Annotated in this window: 15 protein-coding genes and 4 tRNA genes; 10 read left to right on the forward strand and 9 right to left on the reverse strand. The window is 42.3% G+C overall.

Annotation, left to right across the window (positions count from 1 at the left end):
• Positions 1-37 precede the first annotated feature (37 nt).
• Complete coding sequence (uvrA, locus tag MLE17_RS14715) at positions 38-2,860, forward strand: excinuclease ABC subunit UvrA (RefSeq protein WP_243349476.1); 2,823 nt, start codon at positions 38-40, stop codon at positions 2,858-2,860.
• A 46-nt stretch (positions 2,861-2,906) separates the two neighbouring features.
• Here uvrA and MLE17_RS14720 read toward each other — a convergent pair whose 3' ends face one another.
• Positions 2,907-3,557: a porin family protein gene (locus MLE17_RS14720; RefSeq protein WP_243349477.1), complete on the reverse strand. Its 651-nt coding sequence runs from the start codon at positions 3,555-3,557 to the stop codon at positions 2,907-2,909.
• Positions 3,558-3,576: 19 nt separating this feature from the next.
• Positions 3,577-5,568, reverse strand: a complete 1,992-nt coding sequence (locus MLE17_RS14725) for a LysM peptidoglycan-binding domain-containing protein (protein ID WP_243349478.1) — start codon at positions 5,566-5,568, stop codon at positions 3,577-3,579.
• Between the two features lie 194 nt (positions 5,569-5,762).
• Between MLE17_RS14725 and MLE17_RS14730 the strand changes: the two genes are divergently transcribed.
• Entirely contained in the window at positions 5,763-7,097 is a 1,335-nt protein-coding gene (locus tag MLE17_RS14730) for a gliding motility-associated C-terminal domain-containing protein (protein ID WP_243349479.1), read from the forward strand.
• A gap of 64 nt (positions 7,098-7,161) precedes the next feature.
• Positions 7,162-8,133 carry a lytic transglycosylase domain-containing protein gene (locus tag MLE17_RS14735; RefSeq protein ID WP_243349480.1) on the forward strand — a complete coding sequence of 324 codons (972 nt, stop codon included), beginning with the start codon at positions 7,162-7,164 and terminating at the stop codon, positions 8,131-8,133.
• A 52-nt stretch (positions 8,134-8,185) separates the two neighbouring features.
• On the opposite strand, the gene MLE17_RS14740 is transcribed toward MLE17_RS14735, so the two are convergent.
• From MLE17_RS14740 to MLE17_RS14770, 7 genes are all read right to left on the reverse strand, one after another.
• Positions 8,186-8,258, reverse strand: a tRNA-Met gene (locus MLE17_RS14740).
• Positions 8,259-8,387: 129 nt separating this feature from the next.
• Positions 8,388-8,463 (reverse strand) — tRNA-Met (locus MLE17_RS14745).
• 129 nt (positions 8,464-8,592) lie between these two features.
• Positions 8,593-8,668: transfer RNA gene (locus MLE17_RS14750), tRNA-Met, on the reverse strand.
• Between the two features lie 129 nt (positions 8,669-8,797).
• A tRNA-Met gene (locus MLE17_RS14755) sits at positions 8,798-8,873 on the reverse strand.
• A 256-nt stretch (positions 8,874-9,129) separates the two neighbouring features.
• Positions 9,130-10,278, reverse strand: coding sequence for an adenylyltransferase/cytidyltransferase family protein (locus MLE17_RS14760; protein ID WP_243349481.1), 1,149 nt, complete (start codon positions 10,276-10,278; stop codon positions 9,130-9,132).
• A gap of 151 nt (positions 10,279-10,429) precedes the next feature.
• A complete protein-coding gene (locus MLE17_RS14765; protein ID WP_243349482.1) occupies positions 10,430-12,553 on the reverse strand; it encodes a Tex family protein in 2,124 nt (707 codons plus the stop codon).
• Between the two features lie 59 nt (positions 12,554-12,612).
• The gene (locus MLE17_RS14770; protein ID WP_243349483.1) at positions 12,613-13,653 is read right to left on the reverse strand and encodes an EFR1 family ferrodoxin; all 1,041 of its coding nucleotides are present in this window, start codon (positions 13,651-13,653) and stop codon (positions 12,613-12,615) included.
• A 308-nt stretch (positions 13,654-13,961) separates the two neighbouring features.
• On the opposite strand from MLE17_RS14770, the gene MLE17_RS14775 reads away from it, so the two are divergent.
• The 7 genes from MLE17_RS14775 to MLE17_RS14805 all read left to right on the forward strand — a co-directional run bounded on the left by MLE17_RS14775 (position 13,962) and on the right by MLE17_RS14805 (position 19,548).
• Positions 13,962-15,161 (forward strand): NAD(P)/FAD-dependent oxidoreductase, encoded by a 1,200-nt coding sequence (locus MLE17_RS14775; RefSeq protein ID WP_243349484.1) that lies wholly within the window; start codon positions 13,962-13,964, stop codon positions 15,159-15,161.
• 547 nt (positions 15,162-15,708) lie between these two features.
• The gene (locus MLE17_RS14780) at positions 15,709-15,912 is read left to right on the forward strand and encodes a ferredoxin (protein ID WP_243349485.1); all 204 of its coding nucleotides are present in this window, start codon (positions 15,709-15,711) and stop codon (positions 15,910-15,912) included.
• Positions 15,913-16,193: 281 nt separating this feature from the next.
• Complete coding sequence (locus MLE17_RS14785) at positions 16,194-16,874, forward strand: zinc metallopeptidase (protein WP_410795635.1); 681 nt, start codon at positions 16,194-16,196, stop codon at positions 16,872-16,874.
• Positions 16,875-17,066: 192 nt separating this feature from the next.
• The gene (locus MLE17_RS14790; RefSeq protein WP_243349486.1) at positions 17,067-17,645 is read left to right on the forward strand and encodes a 50S ribosomal protein L25/general stress protein Ctc; all 579 of its coding nucleotides are present in this window, start codon (positions 17,067-17,069) and stop codon (positions 17,643-17,645) included.
• A 46-nt stretch (positions 17,646-17,691) separates the two neighbouring features.
• Positions 17,692-18,255, forward strand: coding sequence for an aminoacyl-tRNA hydrolase (gene pth, locus MLE17_RS14795; RefSeq protein ID WP_243349487.1), 564 nt, complete (start codon positions 17,692-17,694; stop codon positions 18,253-18,255).
• Positions 18,256-18,672, forward strand: coding sequence for an RNA-binding S4 domain-containing protein (locus MLE17_RS14800; protein WP_243349488.1), 417 nt, complete (start codon positions 18,256-18,258; stop codon positions 18,670-18,672).
• Positions 18,673-19,104: 432 nt separating this feature from the next.
• Positions 19,105-19,548, forward strand: coding sequence for a deoxycytidylate deaminase (locus tag MLE17_RS14805; protein WP_243349489.1), 444 nt, complete (start codon positions 19,105-19,107; stop codon positions 19,546-19,548).
• The last annotated feature ends 5 nt before the right edge of the window (positions 19,549-19,553 follow it).

Here is a 19,553-nt window from a genome sequence, read left to right on the forward strand (position 1 = left end):
AAAAGGCGTAAATTTGCGTTTCTGAAAAAACAACGCTATGAACGAGCAAGAAGTGATCGAGGTATTGGGCGCCCGCGTCCACAACCTCAAAAATATAGATGTGACGATTCCGCACAACAGCTTTACCATCATTACCGGGTTGAGCGGCAGCGGTAAATCGTCGCTGGCATTCGATACCATCTTTGCCGAAGGGCAGCGCCGCTACATCGAGACCTTCTCGTCGTATGCGCGTAATTTCCTCGGTAATCTGGAGCGACCGGATGTGGATAAAATCTCCGGCCTCTGCCCGGTGATCTCCATCGAGCAAAAGACCACCAACAATTCCCCTCGCTCAACCGTGGGAACGACTACCGAGATTTACGACTTTCTCCGTCTGCTTTTTGCCCGCGCCGGTGAGGCCTATTCATACAATACCGGCGAGAAGATGGTGAAATACACCGAAGAGCAAATCCTCGAACTGATCCTGGAGCGCTACATCGGCAAGAAGATTTACATCCTCACACCATTGGTACGTAACCGCAAAGGACATTACAAGGAACTCTTCGAAAACCTGCGCAAGAAAGGCTATCTCAACGTTCGTATTGACGGTGAAATCCGCGAAATCCTGCCCGGACTCAAGCTCGACCGTTATAAAAACCACAGCATCGAATTGCTGATCGATAAGCTTCTGGTGTCGAACAAAGACGAGCAACGTCTCAAACAGAGCGTTCGCACCGCGATGAAACAGGGCGAAGGACTGATGATGGTGTTGATGCCCGACACGGGTGATCTTCGCCACTACAGCCGCCAGCTGATGTGTCCTTCGACCGGACTTTCGTATGGCGAACCGGCACCGCACAACTTCTCATTCAATTCCCCGCAGGGAGCTTGTCCAAAGTGTAAGGGATTGGGCATTATCAATCAAATCGATCAGGAAAAAATCATTCCGAATCCCGATAAAAGCATTCACAACGGTGGAATTGTGCCGCTTGGCAGCTACCGTCAGACCACGATATTCTGGCAAATCGAAGCCATTGCCGAAAAGTACGGCTTTGCACTAAAAACTCCGATTAAGGATATTCCCGACGAGGCGTTGGAGGAAATCCTCTACGGAACCGACGAGCGTCTTTCGATTAAAAATCATGTGTTAGGAGTAAATTCCAACTTGTTCCTCAGTTATGACGGAGTGGTGAAATACATCGAGATGCAGCAGGAGAGCAGCGCTTCGGCCACGGGACAAAAGTGGGCTAACCAGTTTGTCAAAGTCTCCACCTGTCCCGAATGTAAAGGTTACCGGCTCAATCAAGAGGCGATGCATTATCGTATAGCCAATAAAAATATTTCGGAACTGGCTGAGATGGATATTTCGGAGCTTAATCTGTGGCTTGCTAACGTCGAAGACCAGCTGAATGACAAACAACGGCTCATTGCTATCGAGATTCTGAAGGAAATCCGTTCCCGCCTGAGCTTTTTGCTCGATGTGGGCTTGAATTACCTTTCGCTCAACCGTTCCTCGCAATCGCTTTCGGGTGGAGAGAGCCAGCGCATTCGTCTGGCTACACAAATCGGTTCGCAACTCGTAAATGTGCTTTACATTCTCGATGAGCCGAGTATCGGACTTCACCAGCGCGATAATGACCGTCTGATTCATTCGCTCAAGCAACTCCGAGATACCGGCAACAGCGTGGTAGTTGTGGAGCACGACAAGGATATGATGCTCAGTGCCGATTATGTCATCGACATGGGGCCGAAAGCCGGAAGGCTGGGAGGGGAGGTCGTCTTTTCCGGAACTCCACAGGAGATGCTGAAGCAACATACGCTCACCTCGGCCTATCTCAATGGTGAAATGGAAATTGCCGTGCCGAAAGAACGTCGTGCAGGCAATGGCAAGTCCATTCTTTTGAAAGGGGCAAAAGGACACAATCTCAAAAACGTAGATGTGGAATTTCCTTTGGGTAAATTGATATGTGTGGCGGGAGTTTCCGGTAGCGGCAAGTCCAGTCTGATCAACGGGACACTACAACCGATCATCAGTCAGAAGTTCTACCGTTCGCTCCAAGATCCTCTCGAATACGAAACTATCGAGGGCATCGAACACATTGATAAAATCGTAACCGTTGACCAAAGTCCGCTGGGAAGAACGCCGCGTTCCAATCCGGCGACCTATACGGGAGTATTTTCCGATATTCGTAATCTCTTTGTCGGAATGCCGGAAGCAAAAATACGCGGTTACAAGCCGGGCCGTTTTTCCTTTAACGTAGCCGGTGGCCGTTGCGAAACCTGTAGCGGAAACGGTTACAAAACCATCGAGATGAACTTCCTGCCGGATGTGCTTGTCCCTTGCGAGGATTGCCACGGCAAGCGTTACAACCGCGAAACGCTTGAAGTTCGCTTCAAGGGAAAATCCATTGCCGATGTGCTGGATATGACCATTGATGCGGCGGTGGATTTCTTTGAAAACATCCCGTCCATTTTGCAAAAGGTAAAAGTGCTTCAGGATGTGGGGCTGGGTTACATTCGACTTGGACAACCTTCCACCACTTTATCCGGAGGTGAAAGCCAGCGCGTAAAACTGGCTACCGAATTAGCTAAACGAGATACAGGAAAAACACTCTACATTCTCGATGAACCGACTACCGGGCTTCACTTCGAAGACATCAACGTGCTGATGGGCGTAATCAATCGTCTGGTGGATAAAGGCAATACGATGATTATCATCGAGCACAACATTGATGTCATCAAATGCGCCGACTATATCATTGACATGGGACCGGAAGGAGGCCGTGGAGGCGGTGAGTTGCTTTGTGCTGGTACTCCGGAAGAGATTTGTGCCAAATACGATACATTTACCACGAAATATCTGAAGCAGGAGCTTCACTAAGGTAGAAAAACGAAATCGGCGGATTCAGATTGAGTCCGCCGATTTTTTATTTGGATAAATTGAGCTTTTGCCATGGAATAAGATAAGTCAGGTTGACGGATATTGAATTATTTGCCGAACGGTCAAAATATTCCTTTTTTGCATTAGAGAAAACATCACTTAATGCATAGTAATAACGGCCTTCCAATAAAAAGCATCCAACTCCGGTACGGAGTTCAAATCCGGCACCTCCCACCAATCCATAATCCAGCCGGTTATCAATTGTCTTTCCATGCTCTTCCAGCAACTTGTTCGTAAAGTTTCGCTTCTCTTTATCTGAAAGCAGAAATGCTACCTTGGGGCCCAGATTCACGAAAAAGCGGTATTTATGGTTTCCGAAAGTAACGTGAGTCAGGAATGGAATTTCCAGGTAATTCAATGTTCGTGAATAGGAGAGAGTCGTGTCTGTAAAGTTTTCTTTCCATCCCCGCTGAGCAAGATTACTTTCGATGATTAACCCGAAATGACTTTCGGAAATATATCGAAAGGTAAGTCCGCCATCGAGTCCCTGTAACATACTTTGTTTTACGACCGGAATAAAGTTAACCTGAGAAAGAGTAACACCTCCATTTACCCCCAAATAGGTTTCAGGTTTATAGTTTTGTGCCTGCAGGCTCAGTGTTGCTAAAAGGAAAAGGGAAATAATAGTCTTCTTCATTGTGTTTTATTTCAGTATATCAGCGAGAGTGAACGTTATCCGGACTGATTTTCTCAATCTCATAATTTCGCTTATAATGGATCAGATAAACGTTCTTATTGATCAGTCCGCCCCAGTTGTTGACACGCTCAAAAGAGAATCCGGTCTGGATTCCATCGTAACGATTCCCTGCAATACTTTTATCAAAGTTATTACCGGTGGATGAAAGTGCTTTGAGGAAATATAAGCCACTGTCATAACCTAACACCCCGTACTTAGGATAACTGTTGATGATGTCCCGCTGGTACCAGCTCCGGAATCGGCTGCTGAATTCCTTGTAGCTATATTCGGTCGGATTTACAAAGAAGGTCGAATAGATGTAGGTATTCAGGCGGTAAAACGCATCAATATAGTCCTTGACATAGGTTTGCCATTCCGGGTATCCAAATAAGGAGATTTTGTAGCTTGAGTTATTAACGGCTACAGATTGCAATTCCGGAATAAAAGGCTTAATAGCATTAGATGTCCCGGAAGTCGGAACGATTATATTTTCTTCGCTTTCCGATAATACCGAAGTTATCTTTTCAATATCCTCCGGTTCGGTAACGGTGTAAGTCTGATAATATATTGCATTACGTTTGAGTTCGGTTTTCAGCGTATTGATGAATTCGGTCTTGTCTCCCTCTTTGTCTTTTTCAGAAAGGAAAATCACCTTGGCGTTTCTGAATTGTTTACAGAACATCTGAGATGCTTCTGAGTAGAGGTAAGAATGAGGTGTATTTACCTGGAAAATGTGTGAATTGGTCAGCACATCTTCATTTTTTGAAGTGAATGGAATGACAAGAGAGATGTTATTCGCTTTGGCAAATTTTGCCACCGGTGTAATGTGTGCACTATAAAATGGTCCGATAATCATCTGCACATCGCTCATTTCAGGAGAATGAAGGATTTTATTGATCGATTTGCTTTCAGATCCGGTATCGTGTACGTAAAGATTGATTGAAACCCCCTGGTTTCTCAGCTTTTCCACAGCAAGCAGCAACCCTTCGTAATACTCGATGAAACGACGGGACTGTTTAGATGCTTCTTCCCCGGTTTCATCCAGCATAAAAGGCAACAGTACCGCAACTTTGATAGGTTCGATAGTTGCAGGTGTAATGATAGGTGTCTCTTCTGTAGGTTTAACTTCTTGTTGTGCTTCCTCTTCCTTTTCGGGAAGCTGTTTTTCTGCCTGGGCCGGAGTCGGTATTTTGATAGTGATCCCGGCTCTGAATCGTCCTGCTAATCCCGGATTTATTGCCAGTATAGAATCGATAGGTACATTGAATTTACGGCTGATGCTGTATAGAGTTTCATTTTTCTTTGTAAGATATTCGAAGAATGCTTCTTCAATAGTTTCTTTTTTCTCAACTTCGGTTTTCTTCGCTTTAGATATATCAATCCGGATAACTTTACCAATCTGGAAATTTTCAGCTGTCAATCCGGGATTGAGATCGGTAATATTCTGAATCGTGATTCCATATTGTTTCGCTAAAGAGGAAAGAGTTTCCTTAGGAGCGATTGTATGATATTTGTAATCTTCCTTGCCTGTTTCTTCCGCCACTTTCACTGTCTGAGGAATTTTCAGCGTAAACCCGATCTTGAAATTTTTATCGGATTCAGGATTTAGCTTTTTAATAGATGCCGTTGAGACGCCGTACATAATTGCAATAGATGACAGTGTTTCACCTTGTTCGATAGTGTGATAAAAGAACCCTGATTCGTCTTGCTTGCCATTGGGCTTTTTTACGGGGATACGGAGTGTTTGTCCTGATTTTAGTCCGTTCTCGATATCCGGATTACTTTTGATGATTTCGTCCTGGGTAACATTGAATTTCTTACAAATAGAGTAAAGTCCTTCACCTGAAGCGACCTGATAAATGTAATATTCTTTGCCCTCTTTCGTTTCTTTTTTGTATGGCAAATCCTGTGATGATAGCGTTAATGATAGCAATAATGCCAGATTCAAAAGGAGGAATTTTAGTGTGCGCATAATTCTGATTTCTTTAGGTAAGAAAATTACTCCTGCAAAATTAGAAATAATATTGCAATAGTGCCTTTAAATCATCTTGTGGGCGTATTATTTGAGCAAAATAGAACAGGTAACCGGTAAAAGTATTAATTTTGAGATGGAGTATGATAGATTTTATACGTCATTAATCAGGAAATCATAATTATCAATTTATAATGAGAAAATTTATTTCACTATTGTTCTTCACTATGGCGGTTTCTTATTTGACCATGCATGCTGAATCTATTAATGTAACGTCAAGTAGTTCAAATAAGCCCATAAGGATTCAAACATCTGATTCTTTGTCTTTTGTTTATGTTTGCTATAATTTGGATGATATAACGATGTTTATTGATTCAACTACAGCAAATACAATCCCTCAATGGTATAAATATAACAAAGGAAAAGCTCCTGAGCTAATTCCTGGTGCTACTTATTTCAAGTTGAAAAAAACGGAGAGTGAAGCTGGGTATTCTCTTTCGTATAATGCTAAAACATATTGGGTGTGGTTGATAGACTATCAAGGTTATCAAGATTCTTTAAAGCTAAATAAATCGATTTATTTAGGTTCAAATCCAACTAGCACCTGTGATCAACTTGTGTTAAACTCTAATGGGTTAGATAAAAAATATTCTATACCATATTATGCTCCTTCATCTTCGAATGTTAACTATTATGATGTAAATTGGGTGTTGTCTTATAAATCAAAGACGTTTGATCCTATATCAAAAGCATACATTCCAATGGACACAGTTATAATACTATCTTATGGTGATAATTTAAAAACTGGTGGGGGGATATATCTCTTTGATGATGAACTTCCGTTAATGAATACAAATTTTAGTATTGCTGATCAGTTTGCATATCATTGGAAATTGGGTAGCGCCGCTGAAAGCCCTGATATCTATTTGGCTAAAAGGGTTAAAATAACTGTTCTTCACGAACATAATCCTCTTCGTAATGAATCAAATAATATGATCAGGGGAGAAGAGCCAAACTCGACAACAGGTACAGCTCCGTTTGATATTACTTTTACAGCTTATGCAAATAAACCAGTAGCTAGCTATTTCAGTTGGTCTATTCTGGATTCCCTGGACAATAAAATAACAGCTTCCTCAGATGAATCACTTCGTTATACCTTCAATAGTGGAAAATATAAGGTGAATTTATCTGTTGTAAATGCTAAAGACTCCTGTGAGGTCACCTACTCTGAATCCATTGATGTTGCTGAGTCAGGGCTGAAAATACCAAATGCATTTTCCCCAAATGGAGATGGGCATAATGATGAGTTTAAAGTATCTTATAAGTCTCTGTCTAGTTTCAAAGGTTGGATCTTTAACCGATGGGGTGTTCAGCTGTTTTATTGGACAGATCCTTCAAAAGGATGGAATGGAAAGGTGAATGGAAATTATGTTTCTACCGGTGCTTATTTTTATGTAATAGAAGCTACAGGATCTGATGGGCATAAGTATAAGGAAAAAGGTGCTGTAAATGTATTCAGCAATAAATGATATTTTTTAGGATAACACAGAGGCTTTGATTTTTTAATCAAAGCTTCTCTTTTTTATTTGGAATATGAAGATAAACAAAGTAATAACTTTTTGTGCCGGTGTTGCATTTCCGGCATTCGTAACCATGGCGGCGGATATTGATGCCAGTCGCCCTAAACCGGTTAAAGAGAAAGTCGAGATTGTCCCGCTTTCGCCTGCTCCTGCCTTTTCTCCCAGAATTGAGTTTTGTGGTCAGGCAATTGATCTTAAGCGCTACGATATGTATGAGCGATTTGATCGCGAATTGACTACGATGGTCTATATGCAGTCATCTACTTTGCGTATTATTAAGTTAGCTAACCGATATTTTCCGGTGATTGAACCGATATTGGAACGGATGGGAATTCCAAACGATATGAAATATCTGGCCGTCATAGAAAGTAGTCTGAATGTGCGTGCGATCTCACCGGCCAAAGCTGCCGGATTGTGGCAGTTTATGCCGGCAACAGGACGTCAGTATGGTCTGGAGGTAAATGATACTATTGACGAAAGGATGCACGTTGAGTTGTCAACCATTGCAGCTTGTAAATATCTGAAGGATATGTACGCCAAGTTCCAGAACTGGCCTTCAGTGGCGGCTGCATATAATATCGGTGCTGGACGTATCACAACAGAGCTTGAAAATCAAAAAGCCAATACATCTCTTGATTTGTGGCTTGTTGAGGAAACATCACGTTATGTATTTCGGATTCTTGCTGCGAAGGAATTAATGTCTCATCCGTCAAAATACGGCTATACTATAAAAGCTAATCAACTTTATAAGCCAATTCGCTGTAATGAGGTTGTTGTTAATGCAGTCGTGGATGATTTGTACAAATTTGCCACAGACAATAATACGACCTATTATCTTATTAAAGATTTTAATCCATGGTTACGAAGTAAGAGTATTTCCAATGTTTCGGGTAAATTGTATAAGGTGAAAATCCCTGTGATAGAGGATTTGAATTACTCCTCAGAGCCAATGACTCCTTTTGATAAGAATTGGATAACCGAATAAGATAGTGATAGTAAAAAGAAAAAGGACGATTTAAATAAATCGTCCTTTTTAGTTGCGGAGGCCAGACTCGAACTGACGACCTTTGGGTTATGAGCCCAACGAGCTACCAACTGCTCCACCCCGCGGTGTTTACGTGTGCAAAGGTAATACTTTTATTTTAAGTTGCAACACCTTTGCGAAATATTTTCTGATTATGCTACCCCGAAGGATATTCTGGTATAAAAAAAGAGTATCTGAAACAGATACTCTTTACTTGGTTGCGGAGGCCAGACTCGAACTGACGACCTTTGGGTTATGAGCCCAACGAGCTACCAACTGCTCCACCCCGCGATGTTTACGTGTGCAAAGGTAATACTTTTATTTTAAGTTGCAACACCTTTGCAAAATATTTTCTGATTATGCTACCCCGAAGGATATTCTGGTATAAAAAAAGAGTATCTGAAACAGATACTCTTTACTTGGTTGCGGAGGCCAGACTCGAACTGACGACCTTTGGGTTATGAGCCCAACGAGCTACCAACTGCTCCACCCCGCGATGTTTACGTGTGCAAAGGTAATACTTTTATTTTAAGTTGCAACACCTTTGCAAAATATTTTCTGATTATGCTACCCCGAAGGATATTCTGGTATAAAAAAAGAGTATCTGAAACAGATACTCTTTACTTGGTTGCGGAGGCCAGACTCGAACTGACGACCTTTGGGTTATGAGCCCAACGAGCTACCAACTGCTCCACCCCGCGATGTTTACGTGTGCAAAAGTAGTGCTTTTGTTTGATCTGACAAATTTTTATGTGATGAAAATTGTGTTCAATATGTTTGAGATAGGCTTATGCGCAGAGGCATAGTTAGATAGAGCGGTGTTAAATAGTGTGTATGTGTGTGGGGCTTGCATGAAAGGACTTGTTTTCTGAAGATACTTGCTGTTTTTCTTGTGGACAAACAATCAAAAAGCGTGACTGAAAAATGACTTCAGTCACGCTTTTATATACGATTCTACTATTCAATAGTGCCCCTTCTGATTCTGATTTTAATGGCCGGTTCTATTGGGTTCTCAGAAATAAAGATTAGGTAACCGCCTCCACCTGCGCCGCTGAGTTTCCAACCATAGGCCATATCTTTATAGCTCTCGATCTGTTCCCATACCCCGTCCGTAATCATATTGGGAAACATGGATATTTGTGCTTCAAATGATTCGCGAAAGGCATTGCCAAATGCTTTAAGGTCTTTGGCTTGTATGGCTTCCCAGCAATCTTGTGCTGCTTTGCCAAGGCGCGCAGCTCCCTCTTCATTGATATGGGTGTTGTCCAATACATTGTAGCTCGAATTGCGTGGATATAACGGAATCATATAAATATGATCCTCAATCCAGGATAAAGTATCGTTATCAGTGATAGATTGAATATTAGTAGGCCAATAATTTCCCTTATCGTACCAATGTTTATTCAGCCCCGGTAAGACAATGCCTAAGGAATCCTGTGATCCGCTCACATATTGTGTGCCAGGGGGATTTTCAAAGCAGAAGAGAGTTTTTGCTAGTTTTACTTTATCGCCCGCTGGAATATCTGTCTGCCAGAGTTCGATTGCTTTTTTACGTGAACTGGTGGACATTCCGCTTCGGTCGTTGAATTCATAATCCGGTTCGATACAAATAGTGAGTACCGGGCCGGCTGCATATTTCGATACATAAGGTTGATCGAGCCACCCTCCGGCGAGGTCAATGCGGTAGGGAATACGACATTCCTGGCGAAGAGCAGTTGTGGAACGAACAGGTAGTCCAACATGAGGAACGCGTTTACTGATTACGTATTCAATGCCGAGCTCTTTGGAGATTTTTTCTTTTTCCAGGCTGTGCCCGTCTTCATTGACGAAGAAAATATCCGGTTTCAGCTCTCTGAGCTCTTTTTCGAAGTCAAGCAGACCATTTCCTGTATTGATCCACGCGTCTTTTACCACTTTAAGGGCTTTGACCATAAACAGACGTTCCTCTTCCGAGTTGATTGTTTTGCGGGCTTTCAGATCCTGGATTGTTTTGTCAGAGCCTAATCCGACGTAAAGATCGCCCAATTGAGCTGCTTCCATAAAAAATGCCACGTGTCCGCTGTGTAGCATATCGTAGCATCCGGAAACAAATACTTTTTTAGCCATTTATCTTGATATTATGATTTTATCTATGCTGTAATGTGCTGATGTTGTCGTTAAAAAACAACTGACAACAGTTTGTTGTCAGTTGATGTTTGCAAAAATAGGAAATATTTTGGTTTGTTTTTCTATTGAGATATATTCAAAAAGTTAAAAGTCAACCTTCCTTCATCGTCAGTTGTACCCGTTTTCTCTCGAAATCTACAGAAAGAACCTTTACCTGAACATGCTGGTGAATCGAAACAACTTCAGTCGGATCAGAAACAAAACGATCTGCCAGTTGTGACACGTGAACAAGTCCGTTTTCTTTAATACCGATGTCAACGAAGCAGCCGAAGTTGGTGATATTGGTCACAATGCCTGGAAGTTTCATCCCTTCGCGCAGGTCGTTGATTGTTTTAACCGTTGGGTCGAACTCGAAGACTTTAATAATACGACGCGGGTCGCGACCTGGTTTATCCAGCTCTTCCATAATGTCGAGCAGGGTGGGAAGACCAACTTTGTCGGTGGTGAAGTCTTCCAGTTTTAGTTGCTTTTTTAGCTCTTTGTTAGTGATAAGTTCCTGAACGTTACAGCCAACCGTTTTTGCCATCTTCTCCACTATATCATAGCTTTCAGGGTGGACAGCAGAGTTATCCAGCGGATTATCGGAATCAGGAATGCGGAGGAATCCGGCACTTTGCTCAAAAGCCTTCTCTCCCATGCGGGGGACTTTCATCAGTTCCCGACGATTGTGGAACGGTCCGTTTTCAGCGCGGAAATTGACGATATTTTGTGCCAATTGAGGCCCTAATCCCGAGATGTAGGTCAGCAAATGCTTGCTGGCCGTATTTACATTGACGCCGACTAAGTTCACACAGTTTTCTACGGTTTGGTCAAGTGTCTTTTTGAGCATGGTCTGGTCCACATCGTGCTGGTATTGGCCTACACCGATGCTTTTCGGGTCGATTTTGATTAATTCGGCCAAAGCATCCATCAATCTTCGCCCGATTGAAACGGCTCCGCGGACGGTGACATCGAATTGAGGAAACTCTTCCCTTGCCACTTTCGACGCGGAATAGATGGATGCCCCGTTTTCGCTTACCACGAAGACCTGTACTTTGCGGTCATAACGAAGATTGGTGATAAATTGTTCCGTTTCCCGGCTGGCGGTGCCGTTACCGATAGCGATGGCTTCGATATTATAACTTTCCACCAGTTGGGTGATTTTACGAGATGCTTGTATTTTTTCGTTTTGTGGTGGATGCGGGAAGATGGCTTCGTTATGCATCAGATTTCCCTGTGCGTCAAGGCAGACGATTTTGCATCCTGTGCGGTAACCGGGGTCGATACCCATCACTCGTTTTTGCCCCAGCGGTGCTGCCAAAAGCAGCTGGCGAAGGTTTTCGGCAAAGACCCGGATTGCTTCTACGTCGGCTTTTTCTTTCGATTCGTTGGTGAATTCTGTTTCGATGGAAGATTTCAGCAGACGTTTGTAAGCATCTTTTACGGCTTCTTCCACCTGTTGTGATGCCTCGTTATTTCCTTTTACAAAAATGCCGTTGAGGCGGTCGATGCAATGGTCGTCCTCGGGGGAGATGGATACCTTGAGAAAACCTTCCGCCTCTCCGCGACGGATTGCCAGCAAGCGGTGTGACGAACAGCGTTTCAGCGGTTCGCTCCAGTTGAAGTAGTCGCGGTATTTTACCCCTTCTTCCTCTTTGCCTTTTACGACAGAGGTAGAGATTACGGCCTCTCTGGAAAATACGTTTCGGACCGAATTGCGGGCACGTTCGTTTTCGTTGACCCATTCGGCAATGATGTCGCGGGCGCCTTTGAGCGCCTCCTCCTCGTTAACAACCTGGTCATTGACAAACTGTAGGGCACGACGGGTGAGGTTATTCTCCTGTTGAACCATCAGTATTTTGGCCAGAGGTTCTAGTCCCTTTTCTCGGGCGATTTCGGCGCGTGTACGGCGTTTGGGTTTATAAGGAAGGTAGATATCCTCCAGTTCGGTGAGCGACCAACTCTCTTCGATACGTTTCTTCAGCTCACCGGTCAGTTTGCCCTGCTCTTCGATGGTGCTGAGGATGGTCTGTTTGCGCTTTTGGGTTTCGGTGAGCTTTTCATACTGTTCCTTGATATCGGCTACCTTGATTTCATCCAGTCCGCCGGTTGCTTCTTTGCGGTAACGGCTGATGAAGGGGATGGTGGCGCCTTCATCAAAAAGCTTTATAGTATTGTTTACCTGTTTTTCGCTCAGGGAGAGCGATTTGGCAATGAGTGAAATGAAAATCTCCATTCGGAAAAATATAGGTTAATGAATCGGGAGCAAACTTAGGTATAAAATCCGGAAGCATTTCACTCTGGCGCTTTATATCTTCTCCAGAATTTAAGTTTGGTCAATGAGGTATAGGTAATCATCGCATCGATCCACCGGTAACGGCGCAGATGATGTATTAGCCGGTAGCAGAAGACCAGAAATACCAATACGATAAAGCTTTCCAGTGTAAACCGTGCCAGTTTGTCAAGAAGCGAATCGCTGTTGAAGATGCCCCATCTGCTTACAGGAAAATATTTATAAAAAGCACTGATGACAAAAGTGTAAACGAGAATCATAATGGCGGCGAACATCCCGTGGCCTGCCTCGATAGCCCGTTTCGGACAATTATTGATGCAGCGCATACAGCTTTCGCAGCGGAAGCTCCAGTAAGGACGGTCGGCCACTTCGTAAATGGCTTTCACAGGGCACTCTTTGATACATTTACCACAACGGTTACAGGAGCGTGAGGCAAAAAGAGTTTTGGATAAAATAAAGCGTCCGACCAGAAAATAGGCGATGGCAATGGGTGAAATCAGCACATCCTGTACAATGTCAAGCGCCGCGCTGTATATTTTTCTACCTGAATAAATTTGTTGGGCGAAACGAAGTGTCTTTGTTTCACAACGGGCAACCATTGCCGCGATTGTCTTCGGACCATAGCCGGGGTGGAGCGAAATCCAGTTTGATGGCATGTCGATGGAGCGCATTCCCGCCACGTGGTACCCTTTTGCCCAAAGGATAAAAGCTGCCAGCCACAACGCGATCCCCGATAATCCCGGGATAAAAAGCGGACCAAGCTTCATGCCAGCCCGGGTATTCATCAGGAATACGGGTTGGTGTTCTTTGGTCGTAGGCATTCGTAGCAGGAAATATATCATCAGCGGCGGGTAGTTGAAGCCGTGGGTGGGGGAGATGAATCCCAGCATCGTATCGGGAGTCATCTCTCTGGCTATGCGGTTTTGCGAAACGTTGATCACGCGGCTTTCGAGTCCGGCGTTTTGCGCTTCTTCATTCATCCAACGAGCGACCATCCGGGCATTGCCTGTGCCTGAAAAATAGTAGATGTGTATCTGCTTCATGCAATATTGAAAGGGGATTGGAATTTAGAGAATGCAAATATAGTCAGAATTTAAAGGAGGGGAAGCGATTGGGGTGTTTTGAGTATTTTGCATTGATGGCACGTCTTTTTCCTGTATTGATTGTAAGAGGGTATTCTACAACATAAAAAAAATCGTATCGGTAAATTACAATCCGATTGAAATAGTAGTATATTTGCAAATATAAATACGTGTATATATGTTGTGGTGTAGGTGGAGATGAAATGAGAAGTTTAGTTTCTGAAATATGACTCAAATGATTAATGTCTAATAATTTAAATATAATGATTATGAAAGTCCTAGTGATTGGAGGCAATTTTGCCGGAATGACCGCTGCTATGGAAGTGAAGAAAAAGCTAAACGGCAGTGTTAATGTGACTGTAATTGACCGTAATCCTGATTTTCTGTTTATTCCCTCATTGATTTGGGTGCCTTTTGGTCGACGCAATGTGGCACAAATTAGTGTGCCGAGGAGAGGGGTATTTGAAAAAGCAGGGATAGCATTTGTTCAAACTATAGCATTAAGTGTTGATCCTGATACAAGAATCGTTACAACCGAGCAGGGGGATTTTGAATATGACCAGCTCATAATCGCTACGGGGCCAAAAGTAAAACATGATATTGCGCCGGGTGTCAAAGAGTATGCTCATTATATTGGTCATCCAACCGGAGCTTTGGCTGCAAAAGCTGCATTGGAGGAGTTTAAAAAGAATCCCGGGCCAATGGTTATCGGGGCTACTCAAAATGCAGGATGTATGGGGGCCGCATACGAGTTTCTTTTTAATATGGAGAAATGGTTGCGTGAGCAGAAAATTCGGAAAAAAGTAGATTTATACTGGGTAACTCCTGAGACTTTTCTTGGTCACTTTGGCATTGAAGGAATGCCGATGGGGGAAGCGATGTTGAAGAAGTTTATGCAAATGTTTAATATTCACTACCGTACAGGTGTTGGTGTGACGGAGGTGACACCTGAAAGTGTAAAGCTTACTAATGGTGAATCTTTGCCATCTAAGTTTACCATGCTTATGCCTCCTTTTGTTGGTGTTGATTTTATTACAAATTCTCCAAAATTGGAGGCGACTGCTAATGGCTTTCTTGATGTTGGATTGGATTACCGACATAGGAAATATTCCAATATCTGGGCGGCAGGATTGACTGTAAATGTGGTACCGCCTTTTAAACAGGGTGAGGTGCCTTTCTCTGTTCCTAAGACAGGTTATCCCAGCGACGAAACAGGCAAGATTGTAGCAGAAAATATCCTTCGTTCTATTAACGGTGAGACTAAGTTGAAAGAAAAATCATGGGGTAAAATTCCGGGTGTCTGTATTATGGATGCCGGCAAAAAGGAGGTGATTATCCTCTCTGACCACTTATTTAAGCCCCGTAACTTTGCTATTATGATTCCGAATATTTTCTATGATGTCAACAAGGTGATCCTGGAAAAATATTTCCTATGGAAAATACGTAATGGGTATTCCTCTCTTCCTTAACTAAAGCCACCCCGAAAGATAACGGTAGGTAAGTTAATGTCAATTTCTCTTTTATCATTGCTGTGCAACTAAAACAAGAATCAATATAAGTTTCTGTTGGTAGTAGCCAGTGTAGAGCACCGGTTAGTTGGTATTAAGGCATGTCTCATTGTTATATATAACAGGGATAAAACACCATTTATATGTGTTTTATCCCTGTTTATCTTCTGTTATATCTATTATTATTGACCTGTTTTTCTCCCGCTACACTTGCTCTGACTATTCAATAAGTGTTGGCTTTCTGGTATCTGTAATAGGGTTACAGCGCATAATAAATTGTTTTTGCCAGAAAGTACATAGTTTTCCAGTTGTATTTGTATGTTACTATTTGCTGAAGTGATGGGCTTCAGGCTTTATAATCGTCATTAAAGGTTTGGAGAGTATTCATTTTGGAACCAATAGCTCTGAAAAGAGTTTAAATTGTCTGAATCTACTCAACCTTCATGATGGTGGGTTGTTTTAGAATCGTTCAAGATAGAACGTCTAATAATTAACTGTCAAAAGAACTATGAAAGTAAAAAAAGTATGGCTCGATGAAAGCCAGGATAGCTGTATTGCATGCGGTATGTGTGAATCTATTGTTTCAGAAGTATTTGAAGTGTCAGACAAAATGCATGTAATCGAAGGTGTTGATTACAGTGAGTTTTCGGATGAAATCAAAGAGGCGGTTGATAGCTGTCCGGTGAATGTAATCCGCTGTGAAGAGGAGTAAAAGTAGGATATTATTTCGTTAGCCCGCTGTTGTAAAATGGCGGGTTTTTCTTTTTCTGATGGTTGTATTGCGAATATTTAGCTAAATGAGGATTGAGTCAAAACAATTTTTGAGGAAAAAGATTTCAGCAATATCTTCTGTCAGAGTAATTTTACCTCCGAAATGTCAAAAGTGGCCGTGAGTTAAGTTAAATGTCTGACATTTTGGCAATGAGTCTGGTTTTTTTAATTTGGTATGACATTTGAATAGGCGATATTGAAACTTAAAATTGAATCATTATGATGATCTATGTTATTTTTATTGGATTTGCCCTGATTAGTTGGTTGATTCAGAGCCGACTTCGCAGTAAGTTTGATGAATATTCACAAGTGTCCATTCCTAATGGAATGACCGGTAAAGATGTGGCTGAAAAAATGCTTCACGATAATGGTATTTATGATGTAAAAGTGCTTTCGGTGGAAGGTCGTTTGACAGACCATTACAATCCGGCAGATAAAACCGTGAATCTGAGTGAAGATGTTTATTACAGTAATAGTGTTGCAGCGGCTGCTGTTGCTGCTCATGAATGTGGTCACGCTGTACAGCATGCTACAGCCTATAGCTTTTTGCAAATGCGAAGTAAACTGGTACCGGTGGTGAGTTTTGCATCTAACTGGGTGCAGTGGATATTGCTGGCGGGGATTTTTACACTCAAGACATTCCCTGAATTGCTGTTATTTGGGATTCTTTTGTTTGCCATGACAACGTTGTTTAGCTTTATTACCTTGCCGGTTGAAATTAATGCCAGTAGTCGTGCTATCGCATGGTTGAGTCGAGCAGGTATTACGAATGTAAATACGCATGACAAAGCAACCGACGCATTGCGTTGGGCGGCATATACTTATGTGGTCGCTGCTTTGAGTTCTCTGGCTACATTGGTTTACTATATTATGATTTATTTGGGCGGAAGCCGTCGTGAATAATTTGCTTACATCCTATTAAGATAAAATGTGCCCTGCCGGAGATGTTTATGGAGGGGCATTTATTTATTTGGATATATCGTTTTGAAAATAGGCGGAAATTGCTTACTTTTGCAGCGCTTTTTAAGAACGTCCGTGTGATGGGAAATTAAGCAAGTGAAAACTTAATTTTGAGTAACACAAAATCAAACAAAAATGAAAACTTTTCAATTGTTAGCTGAAGGTAGAGCAGACCTCGGAAAAAAAGCTGCTAAAGGTATCCGTAAAAGCGATGCTATTCCTGGTGTATTGTATGGTGGTGCTGAAACAGTTCACTTCACTGTAACTCAGGATGCTGTACGCAAACTGATCTACACTCCTGAAATCTTCAAAGTAGAATTGACTATCGATGGCAAAACTTACAACGCTATCATTAAAGATCTTCAATTCCACCCGGTATCAGACCGTATTTTGCACGTTGACTTCCTTGAAATCTTCGAAGACAAAGCAATTACAATCGAAGTACCTGTTGTACTTGACGGTTTGGCTGAAGGTGTTAAACAAGGGGGTAAACTGAGCCTTGAAATGCGTAAACTTCGCGTTAAAGCTCTTTACAACAACGTTCCTGAAAAGCTTCATATCAACATCTCAAGCCTTGGTCTTGGTAAAACTATCCAGGTTGGTGAATTGTCATACGAGAACCTCGAACTGATGAACGCTAAAAACGCTGTAGTTTGTGCCGTTAAGTTGACAAGAGCTGCAAGAGGTGCTCTGGCTGCTGCAAAAGGTAAATAATTTTAGTTCGGTTGACCTCCTGAAGGTCGCCACTTAAATTAGAAAAATGAAGTACTTAATCGTTGGTTTGGGAAATATCGGAAGTGAGTACGAGATGACCCGCCACAACATAGGATTCCGGGTATTGGACGCTTTAGCTAAAGCGTCCAATCTTGTTTTTACAGATAGCCGTTACGGTGCTATTTGTGAGCTGAAAGTGAAAGGCAGAACGCTTATTCTGCTTAAACCGTCTACTTATATGAATCTCAGCGGGAATGCTGTCCGTTACTGGATGCAGACCGAGAAGATTCCCTTGGAGCATGTTTTTGTAGTCGTAGATGATTTGGCGTTGCCCTTTGGGACATTGCGTGTAAAACCAAGAGGAAGCGATGCCGGTCATAACGGATTGAAGCATATTCAGCAGATTTTGGGTACAGATTCGTATTCGCGCTTGCGCTTTGGTATTGGGGATGATTACCCAAAGGGGATGCAGGTAGATTACGTTTTGGGAAAATTCAAACCGGAGGAAGAAGAGCAATTGCCCGCAAAACTGGAACGCTCTGCTGAAATTATCAAAAGTTTCTGTCTGTCAGGTATTCAGATTACGATGAACCATTTTAATAACAAATAAATGGAAGAGGTGCGTATTGATAAATGGCTGTGGGCAACACGGGTTTTCAAAACACGTACCATTGCTGTTGAAGCCTGTAAGAAAGGACGGATTATGATTCAGAATGTAACCGTGAAGCCTTCGCGAATGATTAGAGTCGGGGAGGTGATTCAAGTGCGAAAGCCCCCGGTTGTCTATTCGTTTAAGGTGCTGGCGCTGACTGATAAACGGATGGGAGCAAAGTTGGTTCCAGAGTTTATGGAAAATGTAACGCCCCCCGAACAGTATGAAATCCTGGAGTTGCAGAAAATCGGTGGTTTTGTGGATCGAGCAAAAGGTACTGGTCGTCCTACCAAAAAGGATCGTCGTGATTTGGATGATTTTACAACGCCTGAATATCTGGATGATTTTGATTTCGAATTTGATTTCGAAGAATAGATTTTATAAAGTGAAAAGGGAGAAGCTTTTTGAAAAATGAAAAAGTTTCTCCCTTTTTGTATTTGGCGGTAGGCGTGGTCCTAAAATCATGTTTTTGGACATGAAAAATATCGTTTTCAGAGTCTTGAATAGGATTTAATTCATTAAATTTGCCTCAATTATTTGATGGCTGATTAATGAGCTGTATTTTGCCTCTTTGTTGTTTGGCGGCACTTTTAATTCTGGTTTTTAAGCTGCTGCAGAATTTTTTTCTGATAAATACCTTTTCTTCTGATTTTGATGAAAAAGGGTATTGTTTCACCGGTCGAATGAATATACGATTCGGAACTGCTTTCCTTTCTTTTTTCTGTAGAAAATTTTTTCCTCAAATAAACTTTATCCTCATTCCGGGTTTTGTATATAAACCTGAATCTTTATGATTATACAACCATAATGGAGCAAAACAACGATAAACAACGACTTTTAGACGAACGATACCTCCGGATGGCTCGTATCTGGGCTGAAAATTCTTATTGTAACAGACGTCAGGTGGGGGCCTTGGTGGTAAAGAGCAAAATGATTATTTCGGATGGGTATAACGGTACACCCGCTGGTTTTGATAATATTTGCGAAGATAAGCATGGTCTGACGTTTCCTTATGTGCTTCATGCAGAGGCCAATGCGATTACAAAGCTGGCTGGTTCGCACAATAGTAGCCAGGGGGCTACTCTGTATGTCACCACTTCACCTTGTATTGAATGTGCGAAGCTGATTATCCAGTCCGGAATTGTCAGGGTTGTTTATCTGGATAAATATCGAGTTGAAGATGGTATTAATCTACTCAGCAAGGCAGGTGTAGAAGTTGTAAATCTGACATTAAATAACGAAGCAATATAATCTCT

The organism is Parabacteroides sp. FAFU027, from assembly GCF_022808675.1.
In the GTDB taxonomy this organism is placed as follows: Bacteria; Bacteroidota; Bacteroidia; order Bacteroidales; family UBA7332; genus CAXXIC01.